At 47.0% G+C, this 22,740-nt stretch carries 21 protein-coding genes; 10 read left to right on the top strand and 11 right to left on the bottom strand.

What is annotated here, in order from left to right:
* Positions 1-603: 603 nt before the first annotated feature.
* Both JSQ97_RS10835 and JSQ97_RS10830 read left to right on the top strand, forming a co-directional pair.
* Positions 604-1,740, top strand: a complete 1,137-nt coding sequence (locus JSQ97_RS10835; protein ID WP_205076070.1) for a Gx transporter family protein — start codon at positions 604-606, stop codon at positions 1,738-1,740.
* A gap of 97 nt (positions 1,741-1,837) precedes the next feature.
* The gene (locus JSQ97_RS10830) at positions 1,838-3,169 is read left to right on the top strand and encodes a DNA recombination protein RmuC (RefSeq protein WP_205076069.1); all 1,332 of its coding nucleotides are present in this window, start codon (positions 1,838-1,840) and stop codon (positions 3,167-3,169) included.
* A 12-nt stretch (positions 3,170-3,181) separates the two neighbouring features.
* Here JSQ97_RS10830 and JSQ97_RS10825 read toward each other — a convergent pair whose 3' ends face one another.
* From JSQ97_RS10825 to JSQ97_RS10790, 8 genes are all read right to left on the bottom strand, one after another.
* The gene (locus JSQ97_RS10825) at positions 3,182-3,577 is read right to left on the bottom strand and encodes a VanZ family protein (RefSeq protein ID WP_205076068.1); all 396 of its coding nucleotides are present in this window, start codon (positions 3,575-3,577) and stop codon (positions 3,182-3,184) included.
* Between the two features lie 146 nt (positions 3,578-3,723).
* On the bottom strand, positions 3,724-5,103 hold the full coding sequence (locus JSQ97_RS10820) for a hypothetical protein (RefSeq protein ID WP_205076067.1): 1,380 nt from the start codon (positions 5,101-5,103) through the stop codon (positions 3,724-3,726).
* Between the two features lies 1 nt (position 5,104).
* The gene (gene rbsD, locus JSQ97_RS10815) at positions 5,105-5,578 is read right to left on the bottom strand and encodes a D-ribose pyranase (protein WP_205076066.1); all 474 of its coding nucleotides are present in this window, start codon (positions 5,576-5,578) and stop codon (positions 5,105-5,107) included.
* Positions 5,575-6,498, bottom strand: a complete 924-nt coding sequence (gene rbsK, locus JSQ97_RS10810; protein ID WP_205076065.1) for a ribokinase — start codon at positions 6,496-6,498, stop codon at positions 5,575-5,577. The genes rbsD and rbsK overlap by 4 nt, the downstream gene beginning before the upstream one ends.
* 108 nt (positions 6,499-6,606) lie before the next feature.
* Positions 6,607-7,563: a sugar ABC transporter substrate-binding protein gene (locus JSQ97_RS10805; protein ID WP_205076064.1), complete on the bottom strand. Its 957-nt coding sequence runs from the start codon at positions 7,561-7,563 to the stop codon at positions 6,607-6,609.
* Between the two features lie 257 nt (positions 7,564-7,820).
* Complete coding sequence (locus tag JSQ97_RS10800) at positions 7,821-9,317, bottom strand: sugar ABC transporter ATP-binding protein (RefSeq protein WP_205076063.1); 1,497 nt, start codon at positions 9,315-9,317, stop codon at positions 7,821-7,823.
* Positions 9,314-10,276, bottom strand: coding sequence for an ABC transporter permease (locus JSQ97_RS10795; protein ID WP_205076062.1), 963 nt, complete (start codon positions 10,274-10,276; stop codon positions 9,314-9,316). Before JSQ97_RS10795 ends, JSQ97_RS10800 begins: the two co-directional genes overlap by 4 nt.
* Positions 10,277-10,336: 60 nt before the next feature.
* Complete coding sequence (locus JSQ97_RS10790) at positions 10,337-11,353, bottom strand: LacI family DNA-binding transcriptional regulator (RefSeq protein WP_205076061.1); 1,017 nt, start codon at positions 11,351-11,353, stop codon at positions 10,337-10,339.
* Between the two features lie 222 nt (positions 11,354-11,575).
* Here JSQ97_RS10790 and JSQ97_RS10785 point away from each other — a divergent pair, with 222 nt between their 5' ends.
* The 3 genes from JSQ97_RS10785 (at position 11,576) to JSQ97_RS10775 (ending at position 16,147) form a co-directional block, all read left to right on the top strand.
* Complete coding sequence (locus JSQ97_RS10785; RefSeq protein ID WP_205076060.1) at positions 11,576-12,790, top strand: pyridoxamine 5'-phosphate oxidase family protein; 1,215 nt, start codon at positions 11,576-11,578, stop codon at positions 12,788-12,790.
* A gap of 730 nt (positions 12,791-13,520) precedes the next feature.
* Positions 13,521-14,690 (top strand): FIST signal transduction protein, encoded by a 1,170-nt coding sequence (locus JSQ97_RS10780; RefSeq protein WP_205076059.1) that lies wholly within the window; start codon positions 13,521-13,523, stop codon positions 14,688-14,690.
* A 20-nt stretch (positions 14,691-14,710) separates the two neighbouring features.
* Complete coding sequence (locus JSQ97_RS10775; RefSeq protein WP_205076058.1) at positions 14,711-16,147, top strand: aldehyde dehydrogenase family protein; 1,437 nt, start codon at positions 14,711-14,713, stop codon at positions 16,145-16,147.
* Between the two features lie 134 nt (positions 16,148-16,281).
* On the opposite strand, the gene JSQ97_RS10770 is transcribed toward JSQ97_RS10775, so the two are convergent.
* Positions 16,282-17,046, bottom strand: coding sequence for an IclR family transcriptional regulator (locus tag JSQ97_RS10770; RefSeq protein ID WP_021329705.1), 765 nt, complete (start codon positions 17,044-17,046; stop codon positions 16,282-16,284).
* A 174-nt stretch (positions 17,047-17,220) separates the two neighbouring features.
* Here JSQ97_RS10770 and JSQ97_RS10765 point away from each other — a divergent pair, with 174 nt between their 5' ends.
* Positions 17,221-17,661, top strand: a complete 441-nt coding sequence (locus tag JSQ97_RS10765) for a Dps family protein (protein ID WP_205076057.1) — start codon at positions 17,221-17,223, stop codon at positions 17,659-17,661.
* Positions 17,662-17,831: 170 nt separating this feature from the next.
* Here JSQ97_RS10765 and JSQ97_RS10760 read toward each other — a convergent pair whose 3' ends face one another.
* The gene (locus tag JSQ97_RS10760; RefSeq protein WP_205076056.1) at positions 17,832-18,290 is read right to left on the bottom strand and encodes a YbhB/YbcL family Raf kinase inhibitor-like protein; all 459 of its coding nucleotides are present in this window, start codon (positions 18,288-18,290) and stop codon (positions 17,832-17,834) included.
* A 211-nt stretch (positions 18,291-18,501) separates the two neighbouring features.
* Here JSQ97_RS10760 and JSQ97_RS10755 point away from each other — a divergent pair, with 211 nt between their 5' ends.
* From JSQ97_RS10755 to JSQ97_RS10740, 4 genes are all read left to right on the top strand, one after another.
* On the top strand, positions 18,502-19,101 hold the full coding sequence (locus JSQ97_RS10755) for a flavodoxin (protein WP_205076055.1): 600 nt from the start codon (positions 18,502-18,504) through the stop codon (positions 19,099-19,101).
* Between the two features lie 362 nt (positions 19,102-19,463).
* Positions 19,464-20,147, top strand: coding sequence for a D-allulose 6-phosphate 3-epimerase (gene alsE, locus JSQ97_RS10750; protein WP_205076054.1), 684 nt, complete (start codon positions 19,464-19,466; stop codon positions 20,145-20,147).
* A complete protein-coding gene (gene alsK / locus JSQ97_RS10745; RefSeq protein ID WP_205076053.1) occupies positions 20,148-21,062 on the top strand; it encodes an allose kinase in 915 nt (304 codons plus the stop codon).
* Positions 21,063-21,070: 8 nt separating this feature from the next.
* Entirely contained in the window at positions 21,071-22,117 is a 1,047-nt protein-coding gene (locus tag JSQ97_RS10740; protein ID WP_205076052.1) for a TIGR02757 family protein, read from the top strand.
* Positions 22,118-22,287: 170 nt separating this feature from the next.
* Here JSQ97_RS10740 and JSQ97_RS10735 read toward each other — a convergent pair.
* On the bottom strand, positions 22,288-22,740 hold a 453-nt coding region (locus JSQ97_RS10735), incomplete at its 5' end, for a hypothetical protein (RefSeq protein WP_205076051.1).

Raw genomic sequence — 22,740 nt, 5'->3', positions numbered from 1 at the left:
ATGTAATAATAATACTTACAAAAAGAAATTCAGTTATCTGAATTTTGTATTTTATTCCTTTGAACATATTCATTACCTTTTTTTATAAATTATAATAACAGCTTTCATTTTTTTATACCTTAAACCGAAAACGGACGCAGAACCCTTTTCATCAACGTCAATGAAAATCAATGATTTTCATAACGCCATTTCCCCTCAGACGATTCGTAGTAAAATTCGGAGAAGATATCATATCTAAAAGTTATTCTAAAACTCTTAGGCCATTTAATATATCGGAATTTTGTCCGAAAGTTAAAACCGTTTCTCAATCCCGGTCTCGGTATTTTATCCAAATGCATCGGTAGTAAATCTTCCAAACTTTCCGGATAAATGCCGTTGTCTTCGTAATAAACTCCAAGCGCATATATTATAAGATTTCCGCGGTCAACAATTTTTTCCTTTGAGTTAAATCGTGTTTTAAGCCCTATGATAAACTCGTATACTTTCTTTAAGAACGAAAAATCATCCTCCGTCCTCTCGCGTCTCCTGCCCCATACCATCGGCTGTTCCTACATCCTCGTCCGCTCCGTTGTTGCTTTCCGCACGATACGCTATACTTGCGCTATGACGCATACAGACCGATCTTCGCGCGTTCCGTTTTTTGCGGCGCTCTGTCTTTTTCTTTCCGCAGTCGAATACGCGATTCCGAAACCGCTGCCGTTTATGCGGCTCGGACTGGCAAACCTTCCGATCCTCATTTCGCTTGCGATGATGTCCAAACGCGACGTCGCCTTTTTGATCGTGCTCAAAGTGCTCGGTCAAGCGCTCATTTCCGGCACGCTTTTTTCGTACGTGTTCGTGTTTTCCGCAGCGGGTTCGTTCGCTTCCGGCTTTGCGATGCTCCTGCTCTACACGCTCTTTCACAAAACGAAGCTCATGTCGAACATCGGCTTGAGTCTGGCAGGTGCGCTTGCGAACAATGCGGCACAGGTTGCCGTCGCCCGCTTGATGATTTTCGGTGCCGAAACGCGCTTTATCGCTCCGCTTCTTTTTTTTACCGGACTCGTGACCGGACTCGTACTCGGCGTTTTTGTCAATATTTTTTGCGCGAAGTCGTCGTGGTACAAGCGGTTGCTTTCCGAACAGCTTGATTCGAATACGGCAGGGGGGGAAGTCTCCCCCTCGCTCCAAAGTCCTCGCGCCGAAAGCGCTCCGGTCTTTTCCGCTGCCCCCTCTTCCGGCGGTTCGCTCGATGCCGACGCAAAAACTTCGCGCGTTCAGTTTATCGTCGCAATGATTCTGTTCCCGATCTTTTTACTGCACGGGCTGGTCGTTCCGAAAAGCGTATCCGGCATCGCGCGCGTGTGCATCGTGTGGATTTTCGCCGCAGCCTTTTTCACAATGGCTGCAATAAAAAAACGCGGCCGCATCAAAGTGCTGCCGTCAATCTTTATGACGATCGGCATTACGTTTTTTGCGCTCCTTGCGCCTTCGGGCAGAGTACTCCTTTCGCTCGGCAAATTCCGCATTACCCTCGACTCGCTCCTCGTCGGTTTGCATAAAAGCGGCATCCTCACGGGTATGGTATTCCTTTCGCAATTTGCCATATCGCCGTACTTGCATTTGCCGGGCAAAGCGGGCGTATTTCTCGGACAGATGTTTACGACTTTCGACGCGCTTACGGCAAAGCGACTGCATTTTTCGCGCGGCCGCGTCATCGCCGCGCTCGACTCGCGCCTCAACGAACTGTGGGAAGAGTGAGCGCTCAAGCATACCGATATATTGAAAAATAACAGACGCATCGACAGAGCCGCTTCGACGGATCGCAGAGCGAAGAGCGGCGAAGGAGTTTTCGATTATGGAATTGCAGTTTTTTATCGCGATCACGGGATTGCTTTTGCTTGCCGTCATTTTATTGATCGTGCTTATTATTAAAACCGGCGGAACCGGTTCTTCGGCAGTTTTTAATCGGCTTGAAAATTACGAAAAAAATCTGAAAGACGAATTCGATCGGAGCAGAAAAGAACATTCCGAAAGCGACAGAGAATCGCGAAAGGAAAACACCGAAACGCTCGTAAAATTCCAAGAATCGATAAACGGAAAACTTGATACGCTGACAAAAAACACGCACGAATCCCTGACGAATAATTTAACAAAATTTATGGCGCTCCTTTCCCAAAAGTTCGACAGCCTGTCGGGTGCGACGCAGGCAAACCTTTTCAAACAGCAGGAAACCATACAGGCCGGCCTTAAAAATATGCAGGACAACAACGAAAAAAAACTCGAACAGATGCGCATGACGGTAGACGAAAAACTGCAGTCGACGCTTGAAAAGCGATTGGCAGGTTCGTTCGAAATCGTGAGCAAGCAGCTCGAAGCCGTGCAAAAAGGACTCGGCGAAATGCAAAATCTTGCAAGCGATGTCGGCGGGCTCAAACGCGCATTGACAAATGTAAAGTCCGCCGGAGGTATGGGCGAAGTGCAGCTCGAAGCCATCCTCAGCGATTTTTTGTCGGCCGAGCAATACGAAAAAAACGCACATCCGAATCCGTCCAATCCGAAAAAGGTCGTCGAGTTCGCCGTAAAGATCCCGTCGAAAAGCACGGAACGCGATTATATCTATCTGCCGCTCGATTCGAAATATCCCGTTGCGATTTGGGACAAGCTCACATTGGCGTATGAAAAAGCGGATAAGGTCGAAATCGAATCGCAAAAAAAAGCGCTTGTTTCCGAGATACGGAGCATGGCAAAAGATATTAAAGAAAAATATATCGAAGTTCCGTATACGACCGATTTCGGCATACTGTTCGTTCCGTACGAAAGTTTGTATGCGGAGCTGAACCGCATGCCGGGTTTTGTGCAGCAGCTGCAAAACGATTTTAAAGTTACGGTATCGGGACCGACGACGCTGACGGCGCTTTTGAACAGTTTGCAGATGGGTTTCCGCACGCTCGCGATCCAAAAAGAGACGAGCAAAGTGTGGGAATTGCTCGGTGCGGTAAAAACGGAATTCGGAAAATTCGGCACGGTTTTGGCAAAGACAAAAGAAAAGCTGCAGTCGGCAACGAATGAAATCGAAAAAGCCGAAACGCGCAGCCGCGCCATCGAAAGAAAATTGACGCGGGTCGAATCTCTTCCCCAATCGGATGGCGAAAAAATGCTCATCGATACGGCTTTCGACGCGGAATGATTTTTCATATTGTCAAGCGGCCGCGATTTTTTTTCGTACGATTGCCGTGCGCAAAAGAGACGCAGCGAGCGCGCCGGTACAGTCGGCGATCCAATCGTATACGGAAGCGTCACGGCCGGGAACGAACATTTGATGGATTTCATCGCTTGCCCCGTAGCACGCCGCAACGACGCACACGATCAAAACGCATACGGCAGGCTTTGACTTCCACATATCTCTGCCGAGCCAATACGAAAAAGAAAACGCAAAACACCCGAATGCGAGCGCATGCAAAACTTTATCCATGCCCGGAAACAATGTCGAATCGGGCAGCGGCAGTTTTGAGCGCGATGAAAGCATAAAAATAGAAAGTGCGACGACAATCGACATACAGCGCATACAATAAACGAAGCGTTTTTCGCTTGGCATTAGAGAACCTCCGTCGTACAACGGTTACAATAACCGCTGCGTTGTACGCGACAGTATAACGGAGGAAAGAGAATGATTACAATATGCTGTCTGAAGTTTAATAAAAGAGGCCGCTTTGCATATACTGCAAAACAGCCCTTGAGATGTTACATATTATCTTCGTCGTATACGGTCAATCCGAGATACTTTGCGACATCGATAAAATCTTCCCTGTAGTCTCCGAATACGGTTACTCTGTGCCAACTGAATAATTCATTATGCCAATTTTCCATAATCTTTCTGCTGGACTTTACTTTGCAAACGAGTTTCGTACGGCATCCGCTTGCGTGATCGACGTTGCCGATGCTTTCGCCGCTGTGGATGCTCATGGCTTTCCCGCTTGCACTGACTTTTATTGTCGTCAAAGGATAGCCGACCGGCATAATAACCTGCAGAGCGGCACTCGCATTGTCTTCGGAGTGCGTTCGGATCTTATACGGGAAAGACGCATGGGTCGGCCCCAATGGCTTACATGAAGCGACGCAGTGCGCGTATACGATTTGATTCGTTTCCGTATCGACAAAAGGATCGGATACGAATCCGGGGCGTCCTGAGATCGCTCTGATAATCAAACTGGTGATGCACGCATCGAGATCGCCTTCGCATATTCCGATTTCACCGTTATTGTTCATTTCGAAGAAGCTTAAACACGGGTATACCGTCAAATCGTATGCAAAGAACAATAAAATACAGTCGACGCTTACGACATCGGCATTTGCTTCTCGTTTGAGCTTTTCCAGTGCGAAGTACATTTTAGCGCTGGCAAAAACGTCATCATACGTAGGCTCGACCATTTCTTCCGCATGATCGATCCATTTTTTGGCTAATGCGGCCGCATCTTTTTCATCAACCTGATCGATACAGTCATTGAGTTCTTTCAATGTTTTTACGACGATTTCGACACCGAAGGTATTTTTTATGGTATCCAAGTTTTGCCCGAATCCCTGCTTTCCCGCTATATAGCGCTTCATCGTACTGCCCGTTCCGATCGAACGCTTGAACTCGGCCTCTTTCAGCGGTGTCATCCGTTCAAAATTTTTAAACACCAAAATTCTGCTGTTTTTAATTTTTGGAACGGCTAAATATACGCGGATTTTATGAAGGAGCGCTTCGACATCTTCCGTTCCGACCGTTCCGACGGGATATTGTTTTTCTTTGATAATACCTGTTGTACGAATTATATCGCCGGAACCTCCGTAGGGATCATCGATTATCAATCCGTGTTTCAGCAGGGGAGCGACTCTCTGTCCCAAGCCCGTCCCGTGCGCAAGCAAAATCATGATGAAGCCGTCGTCGTGAGTCAACGCTTCCAAATCCTGATCCGATGCATGCGCCATCAAACTTGTGTAGACGAATTCAAATTCGTTTCCGAATGTTTCATTCAGCAGATTTATGTAATAGCATTTTCTGCCTTCGTAATCGGCCAAGATTCCCGGCCAGCTTAAACCTGTGGGATCTTTTACCGCAAAACAGCATTGAATCTTCATATTAATTTTTCTCCTCTTTATAATTTGCCCGTTCCGAATAATAGTCGGGTGTAATAACACCTTCTTTTTGAAACCAAACCGGAGCATCTACACCGCAGCACAGAACGACATTTCCCCACGGTTCAAAGCCACCCGTTCTGATAATGTATTTCGCTTTTTTCTTATATTCCAACAGCGCTTCATGCGGAATCGTTTCGACTTTGCAGCGAGTTATGATTTTCTTAACATTTGCAAAGTGGAGCGGATTGTATTCTTCCTGCTCTTTTGCGACGATACATCTTTCATAAATAAGATCGCTCGTGACGAGTTCCAAAATTTCGGCGATTTCCGGTTTTCCCGCTTCTATCGCCAAATCGATACGCTGTTCTTCCCGATCGACGGGAAGCCCCGCGTCGGATATGATTATCCAATCCAAATGGCCGAGAGAAGCGATCGCTTTATTTAATTGGATATTAAGAATTCTTCCTTTTTTCAATTTTTTCCTCCTTCGATTAATTTCAATACGTCATTTAAATAAGGAATGGATTCGATAACGCCGAATTTTGTCACGGAAAGCGATGATGCCGCCAACGCGGTATCGACGGCTTTTTCGAGAGGCATACCTTCGCTCAATGCATATGCAAATGCGCCGCTGAACGTATCTCCCGCGCCGGTCGTATCGACGGGTTTAAGCGGGTAAGTCGGTATCAAAACCGATAAAGATTCGGTACGGATATAACAACCTTTATCACCGAGCGTGATGATTATATTGCATCCGAAACGACGGTATAATTTTTCCGCCAGTTCGGCCGGAGGAAGAGAGGCTTTTTCTTCCAAAAGCTGCAGGGCTTCGACTTCATTCGGTACCAAATACGTCGCTTTTTTGATTACGCTTTCCGGTATTTTTTGATACGGCGCGGGATCCAAGATAACGGGAATATGCAGTTCGTGTGCAATTTCAACGACGCGTACAACGGCGTTTAAATTGAATTCCAACTGCAGTAAAACGATGCTTGCTTCCGCAATCGTTGCCCGCAATTTTTCCGCATCGTCCGCCGTAAAATCTTCATTAGCGCCGAGAACGATAACGATTTCATTTCGTCCGTTCGGATCGACCATTACGATTCCGACTCCTGTTTTCGACGTTTCGCAAACCTTTACGTGATCTTTATTGATTTTTTCGTCGGCAAAAAGCTGCAGCGCTTCTTTTCCGAAAGTATCGTTTCCCACACAGGTACAAAAGATTACGTTTCCGCCCAGACGTGCGGCGGCTATAGCTTGATTGGAACCTTTCCCGCCGTGTATGGCTGCGAAGCTCGTACCTTTTACGGTTTCCCCGACATCGGGAAAAACGGGACATTCCGCAGTCATGCCCACGGCGTAACTGCCCATTACAAATATTGAATTCTTTTTCATAAAAAACGACTCCCTTTATCGGTAACCGAACGGGGTTGCAGAATCGTATTGCAGCGTCATTACTTTGATGACCCGATATGTACAATCCGACAACCCCTTGTACCTCTTTTAACCGACAGGTTCGCCTGCGGCAAGTTTTTTCATGTATTCGTCGATATTTTTTTCGTCGACTCGTAAGATACCCGTATCGACATCTTTAAGCGGTATTCCTTTCATGATAAAATCATAGAGAATTTTCACGGACATATAACCTTGGTTGTAGGGGAACTGCGATAGAGAGGCTTTTGTCCAACGGGCTTTTATGTTATCTAAGGTTTGGACGCTTAAATCGTTGCCGACATGCACGATATCTTTGCGATTCAATCGGCTCAAAACGATACCCGTCGTCGGCGTCGTGCCGCCGTCGAGAGAAGCGACAGCTGATACGCGCGGGTTTGCCAAGATCGCGTTTTCGATCGCCGCGTATTGCGCCTGTTCTTCCCATCCCGTGCTGACGGTGTTTAAAATCTTAACATTGGGATAAGATGCCATAGCTTCTCTGAAACCGGTTTCTCGATCTATCGACCACGTTGCGGCGGCTTCTCCCGTTATAATAATAACGGTACCTTTTTTACCGATGTATTCGGCGGTAACGTGTCCAAGCTGGCGTCCCGATTCCACAAGGCCTTGTCCGACAAATGCCTTACTCGGAGAATTTTCTGCTTCACTGTTAAACGTGATCGTCGGAATACCCGCATCCAAAGCTTTTTGAATCATCGGGTTAAGCGCTTCACCGTTCGGATTACTCGTCGCAATACCGTCGACTTTTCGGGTAATCGCATTTTCGATAAAGGCGACCTGCTCATCGACTTTTATGCCGACGGGTCCTTCAAATTTTACATTGCACTTTAATTCTTTACCCGCAGCAAGGGCACCCGCTTTGATGACTTGTCCGAATTCAAGCGCCGTATCGTGATAAATCAAAACGATGTTCAGCGGCTTATCCGTTTTTTCCGCTTCGCCGGTCGCAAAAGCGAGAGGTGAAAGCGATGTTATCAATACCAACAGACCGATAATTTTTTTCATTTTGTCCTCCTTGTAAAAGCCGGCACCATACGTCGACTTTTTGACATTAGTTCTACATTTGTGGATTTCCAACCGGAAAGAGACCGTGCGGCATATATCTTGCCGCTTACCTCATTTTTTCATATATCCATGGCATGCCTCCGATAAAAATGTTTCAGCATTTTGTTCTCCGTCGCGAGCGTCGGTACAATTTCAAACGACGGTTTTTATTATGGCTTTTTTTAAAAGTCAGTCTCCGGATGATATGTACGCATAGTTTAAATAGCCGCTTGAATAATCTTTTCTTTCGTTACTTCTTTTGCATCGAATTCCGCAACGAAAGCCCCTTCTTTCATAACGAGGATTCTGTTGCTCTGCGCAATGATTTCCGACAATTCCGAAGACACCAATAGAATAGGCAAACCGTCTGCGCTGAGCTTTCGCAAAATCGAAAAAATTTCCGTTTTTGCTCCGACATCGACTCCGCGCGTCGGCTCATCGACAAACAAAACGCTCGGTTTTGAAGTAAGCCATTTTCCTATGATTACTTTTTGTTGATTGCCTCCGCTCAATTGGCTTATGAGTTGTTCGCGATCAGACGCTTTGACGGACAGCTTTTGAATTACGTTATCCGCATATTTCGTCAAAAGTTTTTGATCGAGCCGTATATGCGATTTATCCGTTTTTCGTACGGTACACACGCTGCAGATATTGTCTTTTATAGACATCTTCCCGAAAAAACCGTCTTTGAGCCGGTTTTCTCCGATCATTGCAAAACCGCGGCGAATCGCTTCCTTTGTGTTTTTATTTTTTATAACTTTGCCTTTATACAGCATTTCACCGCCGACGGGCTGCGCAAAACCGAACATGGTTTCCAAAAGTTCCGTCCTGCCGGATCCCTGCAGACCGTATATGCCGAGTATTTCGCCCGGATACAACGATAAGTTGAGATTGCTGAACGCATTGCTCCGTGAGTAATTTCGTATTTCCAAAACCGGCTGCGCATTCGGTTCTTTGTCTTTGATGTTTCTCGATGCGAGATCCTGCGCCATCTCTTTGCCCGCTATAAGCGATACGACTTGATTTTGCGTTATCTCGTCTTTAGCGAAAGTACCCAGATACTTACCGTCCCGTAAAACGGAAATACGATCGGCCAGCGCAAAAACTTCTTCCATACGATGTGAAATATAGATGATCGTTTTTTTCTGTTGTTTCAGCGATATCATCAGCTTAAACAGATTTTCCGATTCCCGAACCGTCAGACTGGAAGTCGGCTCATCCATGATGAGCACGTCCGCATTCCGGCTGAGCGCGCGTGCAATTTCGACAAGCTGCTGTTCGGCCAAACTGAGGTTTCGCAGTTTTTCGGATGTCGAAAACTTTCCTCCCAGTTTTTCGATCAAGTCCTTTGCGGTCTTATCGAGTTTTTGCCAAGATATTTTTTTATTATTCCGATCGCGCTCCTGTCCTAAAAAAATATTTTCGGTTACGGTAAGATTTCCGCACAATTTCAATTCCTGATACACGATGCCGATACCCATCGCCAAAGAATCGGCTTGATTTTTTATATGAACTTCTTTTTCTTTATATTTTATCTTTCCCGTTGTCGCCGCATACTGTCCGCCGAGAATATTTATTAATGTACTCTTTCCCGCGCCGTTTTCGCCGACAATGGCATGTATCTCTCCGGCATCGATCGAAAAAGAAACACTTTGCAATGCCGTTACGCCCGGAAATTGTTTGGAGATATTTTCCAATTCGATTATGTGCTTCATTCTTTTCTCCCCCTCTTGGACCATGTATCGATGGCCACGGCTCCGATAATGACGATGCCGATGATAAGCGTTTGTAAAAAAGGAGAAACACCCAACAGGACGATACCGTTATTCAGTACGCCGATAATCAATACGCCGATAAGCGTGCCGATAATACTGCCTTCACCGCCCGAAAGCGACGTACCGCCGATGATTACGGCTGCGATGACATTCATTTCCATCCCTTGTCCCGACGTTCCCTGTATATTTGAGAGAAAGGCCATATTCAAAATGCCCGCAAAAGCCGAAAATAAACCGTTAAATCCGAAAGAAAGCGTTTTGATGCCGCGTCCGTTTATCCCCGATGCTTGCGCAGCGAGCGGATTGCCGCCGACGGCTTTATAATGAAAGCCTAAAAGCGATCTGTGGTAGATAAACCAGGAAATGATAACGACGATGATAAAACACAGTGTCATAACCGGAATACCGAAAATCCGTCCTTGACCGAAAAACAAAAGTGAATTGAGCAGCGGTGATTTGATATTTCTGCTTGAAATATTGATTATCCTGCCCTCAGTGATCAGCAAAGCTGTACCGCGCGCGATATTCATCATGCCGAGTGTTACTATCATTGCGGGGATTTTACAAAAAGTTACCAATATGCCGTTCGCCAAACCGATCAGCAGTCCTACAAGCAGTGCAACGATTACCGCAAATATGACATTGACGTTGTGAACCATGAGCGTTCCGGCAAGAATGGCCGACAAACAATAGATTGCACCGACCGACAAATCTATTTCACCGCAAGTGATGACCATCGTCATCGACATGCAGATGATACCCAACAGTGAGATTTGCCGTAAAATGTTGATAAGATTACTGAGTTTGAAAAAATGCGGTGAAGTCACCGAAAAGAACAGCAGAAGCAACAGCAGCGCGACAAAAACACCTTTCCCTCGTAAAATCCGTTTCGTTTTCATTATACATCCACCTTTTTCATTTGGAGAGTAAACGTTTACTCTCGCGGTTAAAAAAACCTATTAGATTTCCCTTATAGAACCCTTATCGACGATAACGGGATCTATAACATCGATTAAAGGAATTACTTCCTTTTTTTCGATACAATTGATCACTTTTTTTGCCGCAAGCATACCGAAGCGGTAGGCAGGGATCTCGACCGACGTTATAACCGGCTGAAACACGGCCGGAAATGAAATATTGTCGAAACCTGCCAACGAATAATCTCGAGGAACTTCTTTTCCTATTTTGTGTATATATTCCATGGCGCCGTAGCCCATGAGATCGTTCGCTGCGAAAACGGCAGTAAAGGAAATCGGACGGGTAAAAAGCGTTTCCATGGCTTTATACCCGCCATTGTATGAATAATCGGATTCGATTGTGAGTTCTTTTTCAAACGGTATATCATATTCCGCAAGAGCCGCTTTATATCCTTCAAATCGATCGATTGCATTTTGGGTGGATGACGGTCCTCCGATAAAAGCGATTTTTTTGTGATGATTTTTTATTAAAAGTTCAACAATCAGCTGCGCTCCTTTTTTATTTTTAAAATATACTCCCGGGACATTAGCCAACGCTTTACAATAATATTCTACAAGACAAAAAGGAATATGAGTTTCGTTAAATCCGTATAGGTTTTCGTTACGGGTTTTGGCGTTTTGCGCCGTAAAAATAACGCCCGAAACCATACGTTTTTGAAAAAAGGATATATACGCCTGCTCTTTTTGGGGTTTACTGTCGGTATTACACAAAAGGCAGTTGTAGTGCATTTGAGTACAGTAATCTTCCACGCCTCTGGCCAATTCGGCAAAAAACGGGTTCCGGATATCAGGCAAAACGAGTCCGATCAGCCCCGTATTTCCGTTTACCATACCGCGGGCCATTCCGTTCGGAGAATAATGCAATTCTTTGATGACCGAAAGCACATGCTCTTTCGTTTTCTGTCCGACTCCCTTATTGCTGTTATTCACAACACGAGAAACCGTCGCAATGGAAACGTTGCAGATACGAGCGATGTCCTTTATCGTAACTTCCGCCATGTTTTTTCCACAATAGAGTAAGCGTTTACTCTCCCGACGAGTTATATCTTCGCACGTGATTTTAAATCTGTCAACAAAAATTTTTTAATAATAATTGATAAATTCCATAGGAATTATCAGATACGTGTCGATACGATCATATTCAAATATATCGATATCGACCGGTCGCTTGACGTAAATCGAACTTTGTTATACTAAAAAGCTGGGCGTACGGAGGCTCGCATGCGAAGAAAAGACAGAGAAGTGACCGATAGCCGGCAAATCGAAAGCATCATCGAAAAAGCGAAGGTCGTGCATATCGGCATGATCGACGACGGCGTGCCCTACGTCGTACCGCTGCAGTACGGTTATGTTTTTACCGACGGAGTGCTGACGCTCTATCTGCACAGCGCACAAGAGGGGCGCAAAATCGATTGCATTAAAAAAAATCCGAACGTCTGTATCGAACTCGAAACGGACATTGCTCTGATTTCAGGCGGCGACATTCCGTGCAAATACAGTTCCGCGTATGCGAGCGTTATGGGCGACGGTACGGCCGAAATCGTCGAAGACCCGAAGGAAAAGGTGTTCGGTTTGGAGTCGATTATGAAAACGCAAACCGGCAAAGCTTTTACCGTATCGGAGCGGATGGCAGCGGCGGTGAGCGTCATAAAGATTTCCGTTCCCCGCGTGACGGCAAAGAGCCGGTCGAGCGAAGCGCCGAAAGACGTACGGCAGGAAAACGGTGCGATAAAAAGCGGCGATGTGGAAAGCGTTGTGTCCGAAAACAGGGTATCCGAACGAGCTGCATCGGAAATCGGAAAGCCGGAAACGGAACGGCAAAACGGCAAAAAATCCGATCTGAAGCAAACGACGTATCTATTGGTTTTCAATCAAAACGGAAATGAAACGCCGGTGGCGCTGTTTGAAAACATCGACGAAGCGAAAAAGAGTCTTCGATCCGTTCCCGGTTATGCGATGAGCGAAGAACGGGACGGCGATTTTTGCGACGTGCGCGAAACGCTGAGTCCCGGAAAACTGCCCGATTATACCGAAATCGAATACAACGACAAGTGCATACCGCTCAGCCGTTTTATGTTTCCGGATACGGAAGACGTGGAAATCATCTGGCGGGAAATTCCGAATATGGAAAAAGCAAATCGGGGACTTGCTGCAGGATATACGCGTGTGGACGCATACGTCATCGACAATGCGGAAGTAAAAGCGTATATCGAAAAGCGGGAGCGCGCATACGAACGCGCAAAAATTTTGCTTGAACGGCAAGGCTGCGAAGTTGACAGGTCGTTTTTCGGTTCCGAAGACGGAGAAGCGATCGTGTATAAAAAAAAGGGAGAAAGCGATTGGCATTTTTTAATGCACATGGATCCCTCTTTCGTCGACGGCGCCCCCGACGATGAAAAAGATTTCGAACGCTGGCTGGAAGAGGATATGCAATAATTTTTTGCATATCAAAACTTCCCGCTTAAAAATTACTGTATAATAATTATTCTCTATAATAAAACGGCGGCGGTGCAAAGCACATATACCGCCGTTGCCGAAAGCCGAATCATCTATTGTTTCATATTGTAAAACCGTATTTTTAGTATGTAAAACCGTAAATTTTTATTTTCGTTGACAGCTGAAAATTCACCTCCTATCATAAAATCAAAAGATCGAATGTCGAGTTTGAAAAATATCAGCTGATAAAGCTGTGTTTACGGCGAGAACTTCGTTCGCTGCGCTCACTACCGAGTTTGCTTCGCAAACTCGCCATGTATGTGCCGCGGTCGAGCTTTTTAAGACAGGCTTCCGTAGGCCTAACGCTCGAAACGGCACGCAGCCGGAACCTTGCCGTAAACATAAATTTATTTGCTTTTCATACTCGCCATTCAGTTAATACGCGAAACGGATGGAAAATTTCGAGTTTTAGAAAACTCGAAATTGAGCATAAAAGTTTTTACAGGAGGTCGATAAAAAGCGCCGTCTGAAATATCGCCGTCGCTTTTTATCTCGAGTTTGCGCGGATGTTTGCAGAAAACGTGTATACGTATCATTTCAATAAAAATCGTATGTGTACGATAACATCGTATTTTGCAAACTCGATTATTGAACGTGTGCGCTCGCGCGCACGACTAAAAACTTTTTCGGAAATTGATATTTCCTGAAAAAGTTTTTACAGGAGGTTGCTATGTTACGAATACGGACTGCGAGCAGCAATAATGCCGATGCGGCTCTGGCAGGAAAGGAATGCGCACGGAAAGTAAAAGACGCGCTGCACGATCTGAAACTTGTATTTGTATACAGCGGCGTTTCGTATGACCAACAGGCGTTATTGAAAGCGATCGGCGAAGAACTTCCGGGAGTGCCGTTGATCGGAAACACGTCGTTTTCCGGCGTCGTCACGCAAGACGGCTTTATTACCGGCGAAAAAGGCTTTGTCGGAATCATGGCTCTGTCCGATGCCGATTTGACGGTCGGAACGGCGGGCTTGGCAAAGAGCGGGAGCGCGCGGGAAACGGGACGGAAATTGGCGGAAAAGGCGCTCGCCGCTGCCGGTAAAAAGGAAGCGCCCGCCTATATGTATATGGTCGCGCCTCCCGGCGAAGAAGAATACTATCTGAAAGGTGTTTCCGACGTTGTGGGAAGAGTACCGCTTTTCGGCGGCAGCGCGGCGGACAATACGCTCGCAGGCGAATGGAAGCTGTTTGCCGACAAAACGATAACCGGCGACGGTGCAGCCCTTGCTTTTTTCTATACGAAAGCCGCCTTTGCGAACAAATATACCGGCGGCTACAGTGAAACCGGTAAATACGGCGTTATCACCAAAATTGCAAAAGAGCGTACCCTCGTGGAAATCGACGGAAAACCGGCGCTTGAACAGTACCGCGAATGGACGGGTGCGAGTACAAAAGATACGGAAGGCGGCAATCTGCTCGTGCGTTCCATTACGAATCCGCTCGGAGTAAAAGATCCCTTAGGCGATTTGATCGCGGTACGTCACCCGATGAACGGTAACGCCGACGGTTCAATCGCAGTAGGAAACAATCTTGCGGTCGGAACGGCGATAGCCCTCCTCGAAAGCGATACGGACGGTTTAATAAAAGCCGTGAGTGCGGCTCTTGCCGACTTAAAGGCGAAAATGAAAGGGCCGATAGCCGGTTTCCATTTGGTTCACTGCGGCGGCAGGCGGATCGGAATCGGAGAGCGGATAAACGAATTGACCGCGGCAATCAAAAAAGAGGCGGGAACGATTCCGTTTATCGTCGAATTTACGTTCGGCGAATACGGTTACGAAGACGACGGACGCAATACCTGCGGCGGCCTTATGCTGTCCTTTACGGCATTCGGTGAAAAGTGAGTTAACGAGAGGTAACAACTATGAAGATGATTATCAACGGAAAAAAGACCGACAGCGAGAGCGGTCAAACCTTTGACGTAATCGCGCCTGCGACCGGCAAAGTGATCGACAGTGTCCCGCGCGCAAACGAAAAAGATTTGGATGCGGCGATTGCGGCGGCCGTACGCGGACAAAAAGAATGGGCGAAAGTGCCTGTTTTTAAACGTGCCGAAGTGCTGTATAAGTTCTTGAGCTTGGTACAAAACGCGCACGAAGATTTGGCACGGCTTTTGTCGAGCGAAAACGGCAAACCCATAACCGAAGCGAGGGCCGAAATCGGAAACGTTACGATCGGCTTCAGCGGATTTATCGAGCGGGCAAAACACTTTTACGGTACGATCATTCCGCAGGGAACGGAAGCGGGTCAGCAGACAACGATGCAGCTGGTGCTCAGAGAGCCGGTCGGCGTCGTCGTGTGCATCATTCCGTTCAATTTTCCGTGCGATCTGTTCGACCAAAAAGTCGCTCCGGCTTTGATGATGGGCAACGCCGCGCTCGTCCTGCCTTCATCCGACAATCCCTTGACATTGATGCGGCTGACGGAACTGCTCGTCGAAGCGGGCGTACCCGACGGTGCGATCCAGTGCGTTACGGCTCCCGGCTCCGTAAAAAGTTACGCCGTTTCCGACAAGCGGGTCGGCTTGGTTACGCTGACGGGAAGCACCGAAGTCGGAATCGATTCGGCGATAAAGGCGGCCGCAAACCTTACACACACGGCGCTTGAATTGGGCGGAAACGATGCGTTCATCGTGCTGGACGACGGAGACGTCGATTTGGCGGTCGAAGAGCTCGTGTGGGGGCGCATGTATAATACCGGACAGGTATGCTGCGCAAGCAAGCGCTTTATCATTCACAATTCGCTGAAAGACGAATTCGCGAAAAAAACCGTTGCAAGAATAAAGCAGCTGAAATTCGGCGATCCTGCCGACGAAGATACGAAAATCGCCTGCCTTATCAGCGAAAAAGCGGCGATACAGGTTGAAAAGCAAGTACAAAAAACCGTCGAACAGGGCGGCAAAATCGTTTTGGGCGGAAAACGCAACGGCGCTTTTTACGAACCGACGGTCATCACGGATGTTCCGAAAACGGCCGATGTCGCAAAAGACATGGAAATATTCGGTCCTGTCGTACCGATTATCGGATTCGACACCGACGCCGAAGCGATCGAAATCGCAAACAATTCCGTGTTCGGTTTATCAAGCTGCGTATTTTCACGCGATCAAAAACGCGCGTTTAAAATCGCAAATGCGATGGAAGCGGGCGAAGCGGTTATCAACGGCGCGAGTTTTTATCGCTCGTTTGAAATGCCCTTCGGCGGGTGGAAGCACAGCGGCATCGGCACTGAAGGCGTCATGTCCACGTTCAACGAAATGACGAAGGTAAAAACCGTCGTGCTGAAAAATATTATTGAAGCGTAAAATAAAAAGTTAAAAAAGCTTACAAAAATTCCGAAAGGCGCTTTCGGATAAAATCCGTGAGCGCCTTTTTTATGAACGCCGTAAAATACGCTGCCGGTAATTTTTTATATCGCGGTATTTTTTTTGCCTCGCCCTTACGGAACGTAGCCCATATTTTGAGAAATCTCCGCGGCGGTTTGTTTCAGGTATTCGACTATTTCGGGGATCCGCTCGTCGGTGAGTATGGTCGTGCTGCCGCTTGCGCTTATTGCCGCGATTATATCGCCCCGATAATCGTATACCGGCGCGCCGATACAGCGGTGTCCGATTTCGAATTCTTCGTTGTCGATCGCCCAGCCCCGCTGCCTGACCGAATCGATTTCTTTTTGCAGCGCTTCAATCGTCGTAATCGTATTCGGAGTAAAACGCGTGAATTCGGTTCTTCCCATAATCGATCGGAGCTGTGTGTTGGAATAATTTGCCAAAAGGCACTTGCCGAGCGAAGAACAGTATGCATGCATACGCAGTCCGATTTGCGAATACAATTTGATATTCGAAAATATATCCATCTTTTCGATATAAACTACTTTATCGCCTTCCAAAATGCCCAAATGCGACGTAAGCCCGAACTTTGCCGTAATCTGTGCGATGTACGGACGCACTTCCGTTTGCAGCTCCAAACTGTCGATATAATAGCTCACCGCTTCGATAAGCTTCAATCCGATTTTATATGTACCGTCTTCATTCTTTTTTAAATAACCGCGCTTGAGCAGCGTCGAAATAATGCGGTATGCCGTACTTTTATGCAGACCTACTTTTTCGGCGATTTTCGTCAGTACGGCGGAATTTTTATTTGCCGCTACCGCTTCGATGATATCCAATGCCCGTTCAATAGACTGAACACCGTAATCATTCGCCATCGCACACCCCCTTTAAATGTACGGTAAAGTATCCCTGCTGTTCAAGTACCTCGCACGCTTATCCTTAATGAACGGTTGACGATTGCCGTTTTTTTTATTATTTTAAATGAAGTTAGCGTAGTGCAATTTTTTGAAATTGCATAAAACTCAGACGCTTTTTAATACGAGGTTTATATGACAAAAGAATTGGAATCAAAGTTGAATCTGTATCTTGCAAATCAGATGATCGATTATGTCAAAAAACATAATCTCCATTGGAACTTAAAGGGTACTCAGTTTTTTACCCTTCATGCAAAACTCGAAGAGTTGTACGACGAAGCGAACGACATCCTCGATGAAGTTGCCGAACGCATTCTCGCACTCGGCGGCAATCCCGTGTCAAATATGAAAGAAGCGCTTGCAATGGCGACGATCAAAGAATTGGGCGACGGTCCGAAATCCGCCGACGAGACGATCCGCGCCCTCGTTTCCGACACCGACTATTGGATCAAAGATTCGAAAGAAATCGTCGAACTTGCGGAAAAAGAAGGCGACGGCGTGACGGCCGACATATTCAACGGTTTTACAAAAAGATATCAAAAATTGGCGTGGATGCTGAAAGCTTATAACAGCTGACAAGGGTTCTCTCCGCGCAAGTGCGGAACGGCATAAAAATGCAGCGGAGTGCAAAAGAGAACGCGGCGTTTGCTTTTTTGAAAGCGGCGCCGCGTTTTTTATTCGTACGGAGGATTTAATACCCCGTCGCTTTGCGTCGAAGTATGTCGATTCGTTCGCGTAAGATAACGTTATTTTCTGAAATTATCCAGCGCGCCGAACATACCGGTGAGCGATGCTCTTTCGATTTCGTGTCCGGAGATCGCATCTTTGAGCGCTTTGACGTCGCTGCCCGGGCGAAGATCGATCGTCGCGTCAAGCGCATACAGGTAAAAGATATAACGATGCGTACCGAACGGCGGCTGCGGCCCGTTGTAGCCGCTCGTACCCCAGCTCGTCTTTCCTTCTACGGCGCCGCGAGGAACGGTACCTTCCCCGATCGCCGTCGTCTCGGGCGGAATGTTCCACAGCGTCCAATGATAAAATCCTCCCGCACACGGCGCATCGGGATCGTGCATGATAAGGGCAAGGCTCTTTGCCCCGTTCGGCACCCCTTCGATTTCCAGCGGCGGAATGCGGTTCGCACCCATTTTTGCAAATTCTTTCGGCAGTTTTTTGCCGTCGGCAAACGCCGTGCTTGTCAATTTCATAACGCGATGCCTCCACACGTCATTGTATCGCAAGAGCGCGGAAAGTCAACACGCGTATTATGCTGTATCGGGGACTGTGCTGCATTGCCGGATCGCATAAAGGACGCTGCCGAAAACGTCCATGAAAATGCGCACGCTTGTATAAGGCGCCGATACGCGGTATCTTTTATACAACGGGTCGATGCATGTGCGTCGCATTCAGAGGTACGATATGAATAAAATAAAAATCATCGCCGCTTTGGTTTTCGTTTTCGCGGCGGTCGGCGTACAAGCCAAGCCGAAAGAACGGAAATCGCTCGTCGTCTATTTTTCCCGCGCCGATGAAAATTCCAAAGTCGGTTATATCACCGAAGGCAATACCGCAATCGTCGCAAAGCTCATTGCGGAAAAGATGCACGCCGACATATTCGAAATCGTGCCGGAAAAACCGTACCCCGCCGATTACGAAAGTTGTGTTGCGTATGTGAAAGAAGAGCAGCGGAATAAAGCGCGTCCCGCATATACGGGCGACGTCGATATCGAGCCTTACGATACGATCTTTATCGGCTATCCGATTTGGTGGGGCGACTTGCCGCCGGTCGTGTATACGTTTATCGAAGAGCACGATATGGACGGCAAGACGATCATTCCGTTTTGCACGCACGAGGGGAGCGGTATGTCGGGAACCGCCCGCGTATTCCGCCGTATGTTCAAGCATGCGACGGTAAACACCGGCATTTCGGTGCTCGGCCATATCGCGCAAAACGACAGACATAAGGCGGATATCGCGGTGACGACGCAGCTCAAATTGATGTTGCGCTTTATTCAATAAATTATTAATTTTTTATCTGCGGGGCGATTTAAAACCGGCAGCAGGTGCAACGCATTCCGTTAAGGTTTGTGCCGATACGGTGCAGCAACTGACGAAACGATAACGGTACCTGTCGAACGGTATGCCGAATTCAAATTTGGAGGTATGATAAAAAGCGCCGTCTGAAATAGCGTCGTCGCTTTTTATTTCGAGTTTGCGCGGATGTTTGCGGAAGATATGTACGCATATCGTTTTTATGAATATCGAATGAATACGATACAGTAGATTTTCGCAAACTCGATTATTGAACGTGTGCGCTCGCGCGCACGGCTAAAAACCTTTCGGAAGTTGCAACTTTCTGCAAAGTTTTTATTGGAGGAAATATGAAAGTCTTATTCAATCCGTCGCTCATGTGTATGAATCTCATGGAATTGAAAGCGCAGCTTGAAATCATCAACGAAAAAGCGGATTTGGTTCATGTCGATATCATGGACGGACACTACGTAAAAAATATTACGCTCTCGCCGTTTTTCGTGGAATCGATCCGCGCGGCGTGCAAACTGCCGATCGACTGCCATCTCATGGTGACGAACCCCGAAGACTTCGTCGACGCTCTTGCAAAAGCCGGAGCCGACTACATCGTGCCGCATGCGGAAACGATTAACGCTCAAGCGTTTCGGATCATCGACATGATTCATTCGCATAAGTGCAAGGCGGGCGTTGCGATCAATCCCGCGACTCCCGTTTCCGTACTGCTGCCCTACATTCACCGGCTCGATAAAATCACGGTGATGAGCGTCGATCCGGGATTTGCCGGACAGCCGTTTATTCCCGAAGTGCTTCCCAAAATAACGGAACTTAAAAATTTAAAAGCCGAAAAAGGATATTCGTATCTCATAGAAGTGGACGGTTCGTGCAATTCGAAAACTTTTAAACGGCTGTACGACGCGGGCGCGGAAGTGTACATCGTCGGCTCATCGGGGCTTTTCAACAACGATCCCGATTTGGCAAAAGCGTGGGATATCATGACGGATGCTTTTTATAAAGAGACGGGGTGCAAAGCGTAAATGGATACGGTCATCGGCATCGATATAGGCGGAACGAATTTACGGATCGGGTACGTCGATGAAGCGGGAACGATTTTCGGATTCGAAAAAAAATTCATCGGTGCGGTCGTAAAAGAAGATATCGTTTCCGACTTGGAACAAAAAATCGCCGCATATATACGGCAGCACGATTTGCAAAAAAGCTGCCGCGCCGTCGCGATCGGCGTACCGTCTTCGGTCAGTAAAAACAAAAGCTTTATCTATTCGACGCCGAACTTGCCGGGCTTAAACAATATCGATTTGGGCGGGATTTTGCACGAGCGTTTACGGCTTCCCGTGTTTATCGACAGAGACGTAAATTACCTCTTGAATAACGACATTCGGGAATACAAGCTCGATGAAGCAAAAGAAAAAAATATTATCGGTATCTATGTCGGAACCGGCATCGGAAACGCGCTCTATATCAACGGCGGATTTTACACGGGAAAAAACGGCGTCGCGGGAGAATTGGGACATATTCCGATGCTCGGATCGCAGGCCGTCTGCGGCTGCGGAAATATCGGCTGTTCGGAAACGGTCGCGTCGGGACGATACCTTGAAAAAATGTGCAAAGAGAATTTTCCCGAAATCGATATAAAAGAAATTTTTGTTAAGCGGAATGCTCACCCGCTCGTGCAGGATTTTTTAAAAACACTTGCATATGTCATCGCAACGGAAATCAATATCATCGATCCCGATTACGTGATCCTTTCGGGCGGTGTGCTTGCGATGCGGGGGTTTCCGACGGAAACGCTTATGACCTTTATGCGCCGGCATATACGTTCTCCGTATCCGCATGACAATATCGAATTTATTTACCCTGAGCATACGCAGGAAAGCGGCGTAAGAGGAGGCGCGCTGCTTGCGTTTGAAAAAATTGCGGAAAGAAAATTATAATCGCATCGATGGCTGACGTAAAAATCGTTCCTGAAGTAAAAAAACTTTTGTGCGAACTCGCGGACACATACGAAACCCGTGATTTTTCATCCGGCGATCCGAGCCTCATATTGCGGCGGTATCGTTCCGCGCGCGATACGGAAGTCGCCGCATTCATTACGGCGATGCTGTCGTTCGGAAAGCGCGAACAGTTTCTGCAAAAAGTGCAGACGATTTTCGCTTCGGCGGGAAAGCATCCCGCATCGTGGATACAAAGCGGGATGTGGCAAAACGATTTTCCGCGCGGCAATCGGAAATTTTATCGATTTTTTTCATACGATGATATGTGCGATCTCTTTACCGCGCTGCAAAACATATTGGCGGAGCACGCGTCGTTCGGCGTTTACGTAAAAAAAGCATACGAAGCGGAATGTGCGGTACGGCGGGAAGTATACCGGTCGGAAGCTGTACTTGACGTGACCGCGGGCACAAAAGATATCGATCGCACAGAAAGCAGGCGTACCGTATTCGCTGTCGGCGGCATAAAAAGTGTAAATTGCACGGAAAGCGAACATAACGTATCCGCTGCCGGTATAAAACTTGCCTCTTGTAAACTTAACAAAAAAAGCGAAAGCGGTAAGCCGAGCGTTACCGGCATAAAAGCCGCAAATCGCAAAACCCGTCAAACCGAGTCCTTTGACGCGTCTTCCGCGATTTTGCACGTTATCGCGGGCGCGTTTCCGCAGTGCCGTGTCGTTCCGCAAAACGCGGGTTCGGCGAATAAGCGCATGAATATGTTTTTGCGCTGGATGGTGCGTACCGGCTCTCCCGTCGATATCGGTCTGTGGACGTGGTTTTCTCCTGCGGACTTAGTTATGCCGCTCGATACACACGTCCTCAAGCAAGCGAAAAAGCTCCGTCTCATATCCGAGCGAAGTGCGGGAACGGAAAAGACGGCGCGCGAACTGACCCGCGCGCTCAAGCAGATTTGGCCGGACGATCCGTGCCGCGGCGATTTTGCGCTGTTCGGACTCGGTGTTTTACCGGAATACGCGAGCACTACATTTTCCGAATAAGCGGCATTGCTTTTTTTATAAATTTCAATCGTGTTTCAAGTATGCCGGATATGTCTTTGAACAATCACAGCAACCGCGCATCGTTCATGTTGCGAAGCGAGGCGGTCGGTTTTTATCTTCGGGATGCACGTTTATCGGGGAGCGATTTGCATTGCGGTGATTTCGTCTTTTTATGGTCTGAAAACGGAATATTCTTTTAACCCGACCAAAATAACATTATTCCCGTCAATCTTAAAAAACATTTCAATTTGTTCATACTCATTGAATAGATATTCAACCAAAACATTTGCATCCGTATATTCTTTTTCAAATTCTTCCGTTGTCGTTTCAACAAACTCGTTTATCGTAGGTTGTATTGAGTCTATAACATTTGCGTGTGTTATTAAATCCGATTTCATAAAATCGAACGCCCTTTTTACATCTTCGGTTTCCGCCAGCAAGTTCTGATATGAAAAATTCGTATTTTCCATATAATCACCGATTTTTAAATTTACAGCGGATTTTTTATTTGCATATTTCGAATACGCTTTTACATCTCCGGTCGCAAGGGCTTTCAATATTTCATACGGAACGGTTTCGAGCTTTTCGGTAAGTTTTGAAACATCCCGTCTGTATTTAAAAAC

Source organism: Treponema sp. Marseille-Q4523, assembly GCF_016901105.1.
GTDB lineage: Bacteria > Spirochaetota > Spirochaetia > Treponematales > Treponemataceae > Treponema_D.
The sequence above is the reverse complement of the archived record's forward strand: the minus strand, read 5'-3'. Positions and strand labels throughout refer to the sequence as shown.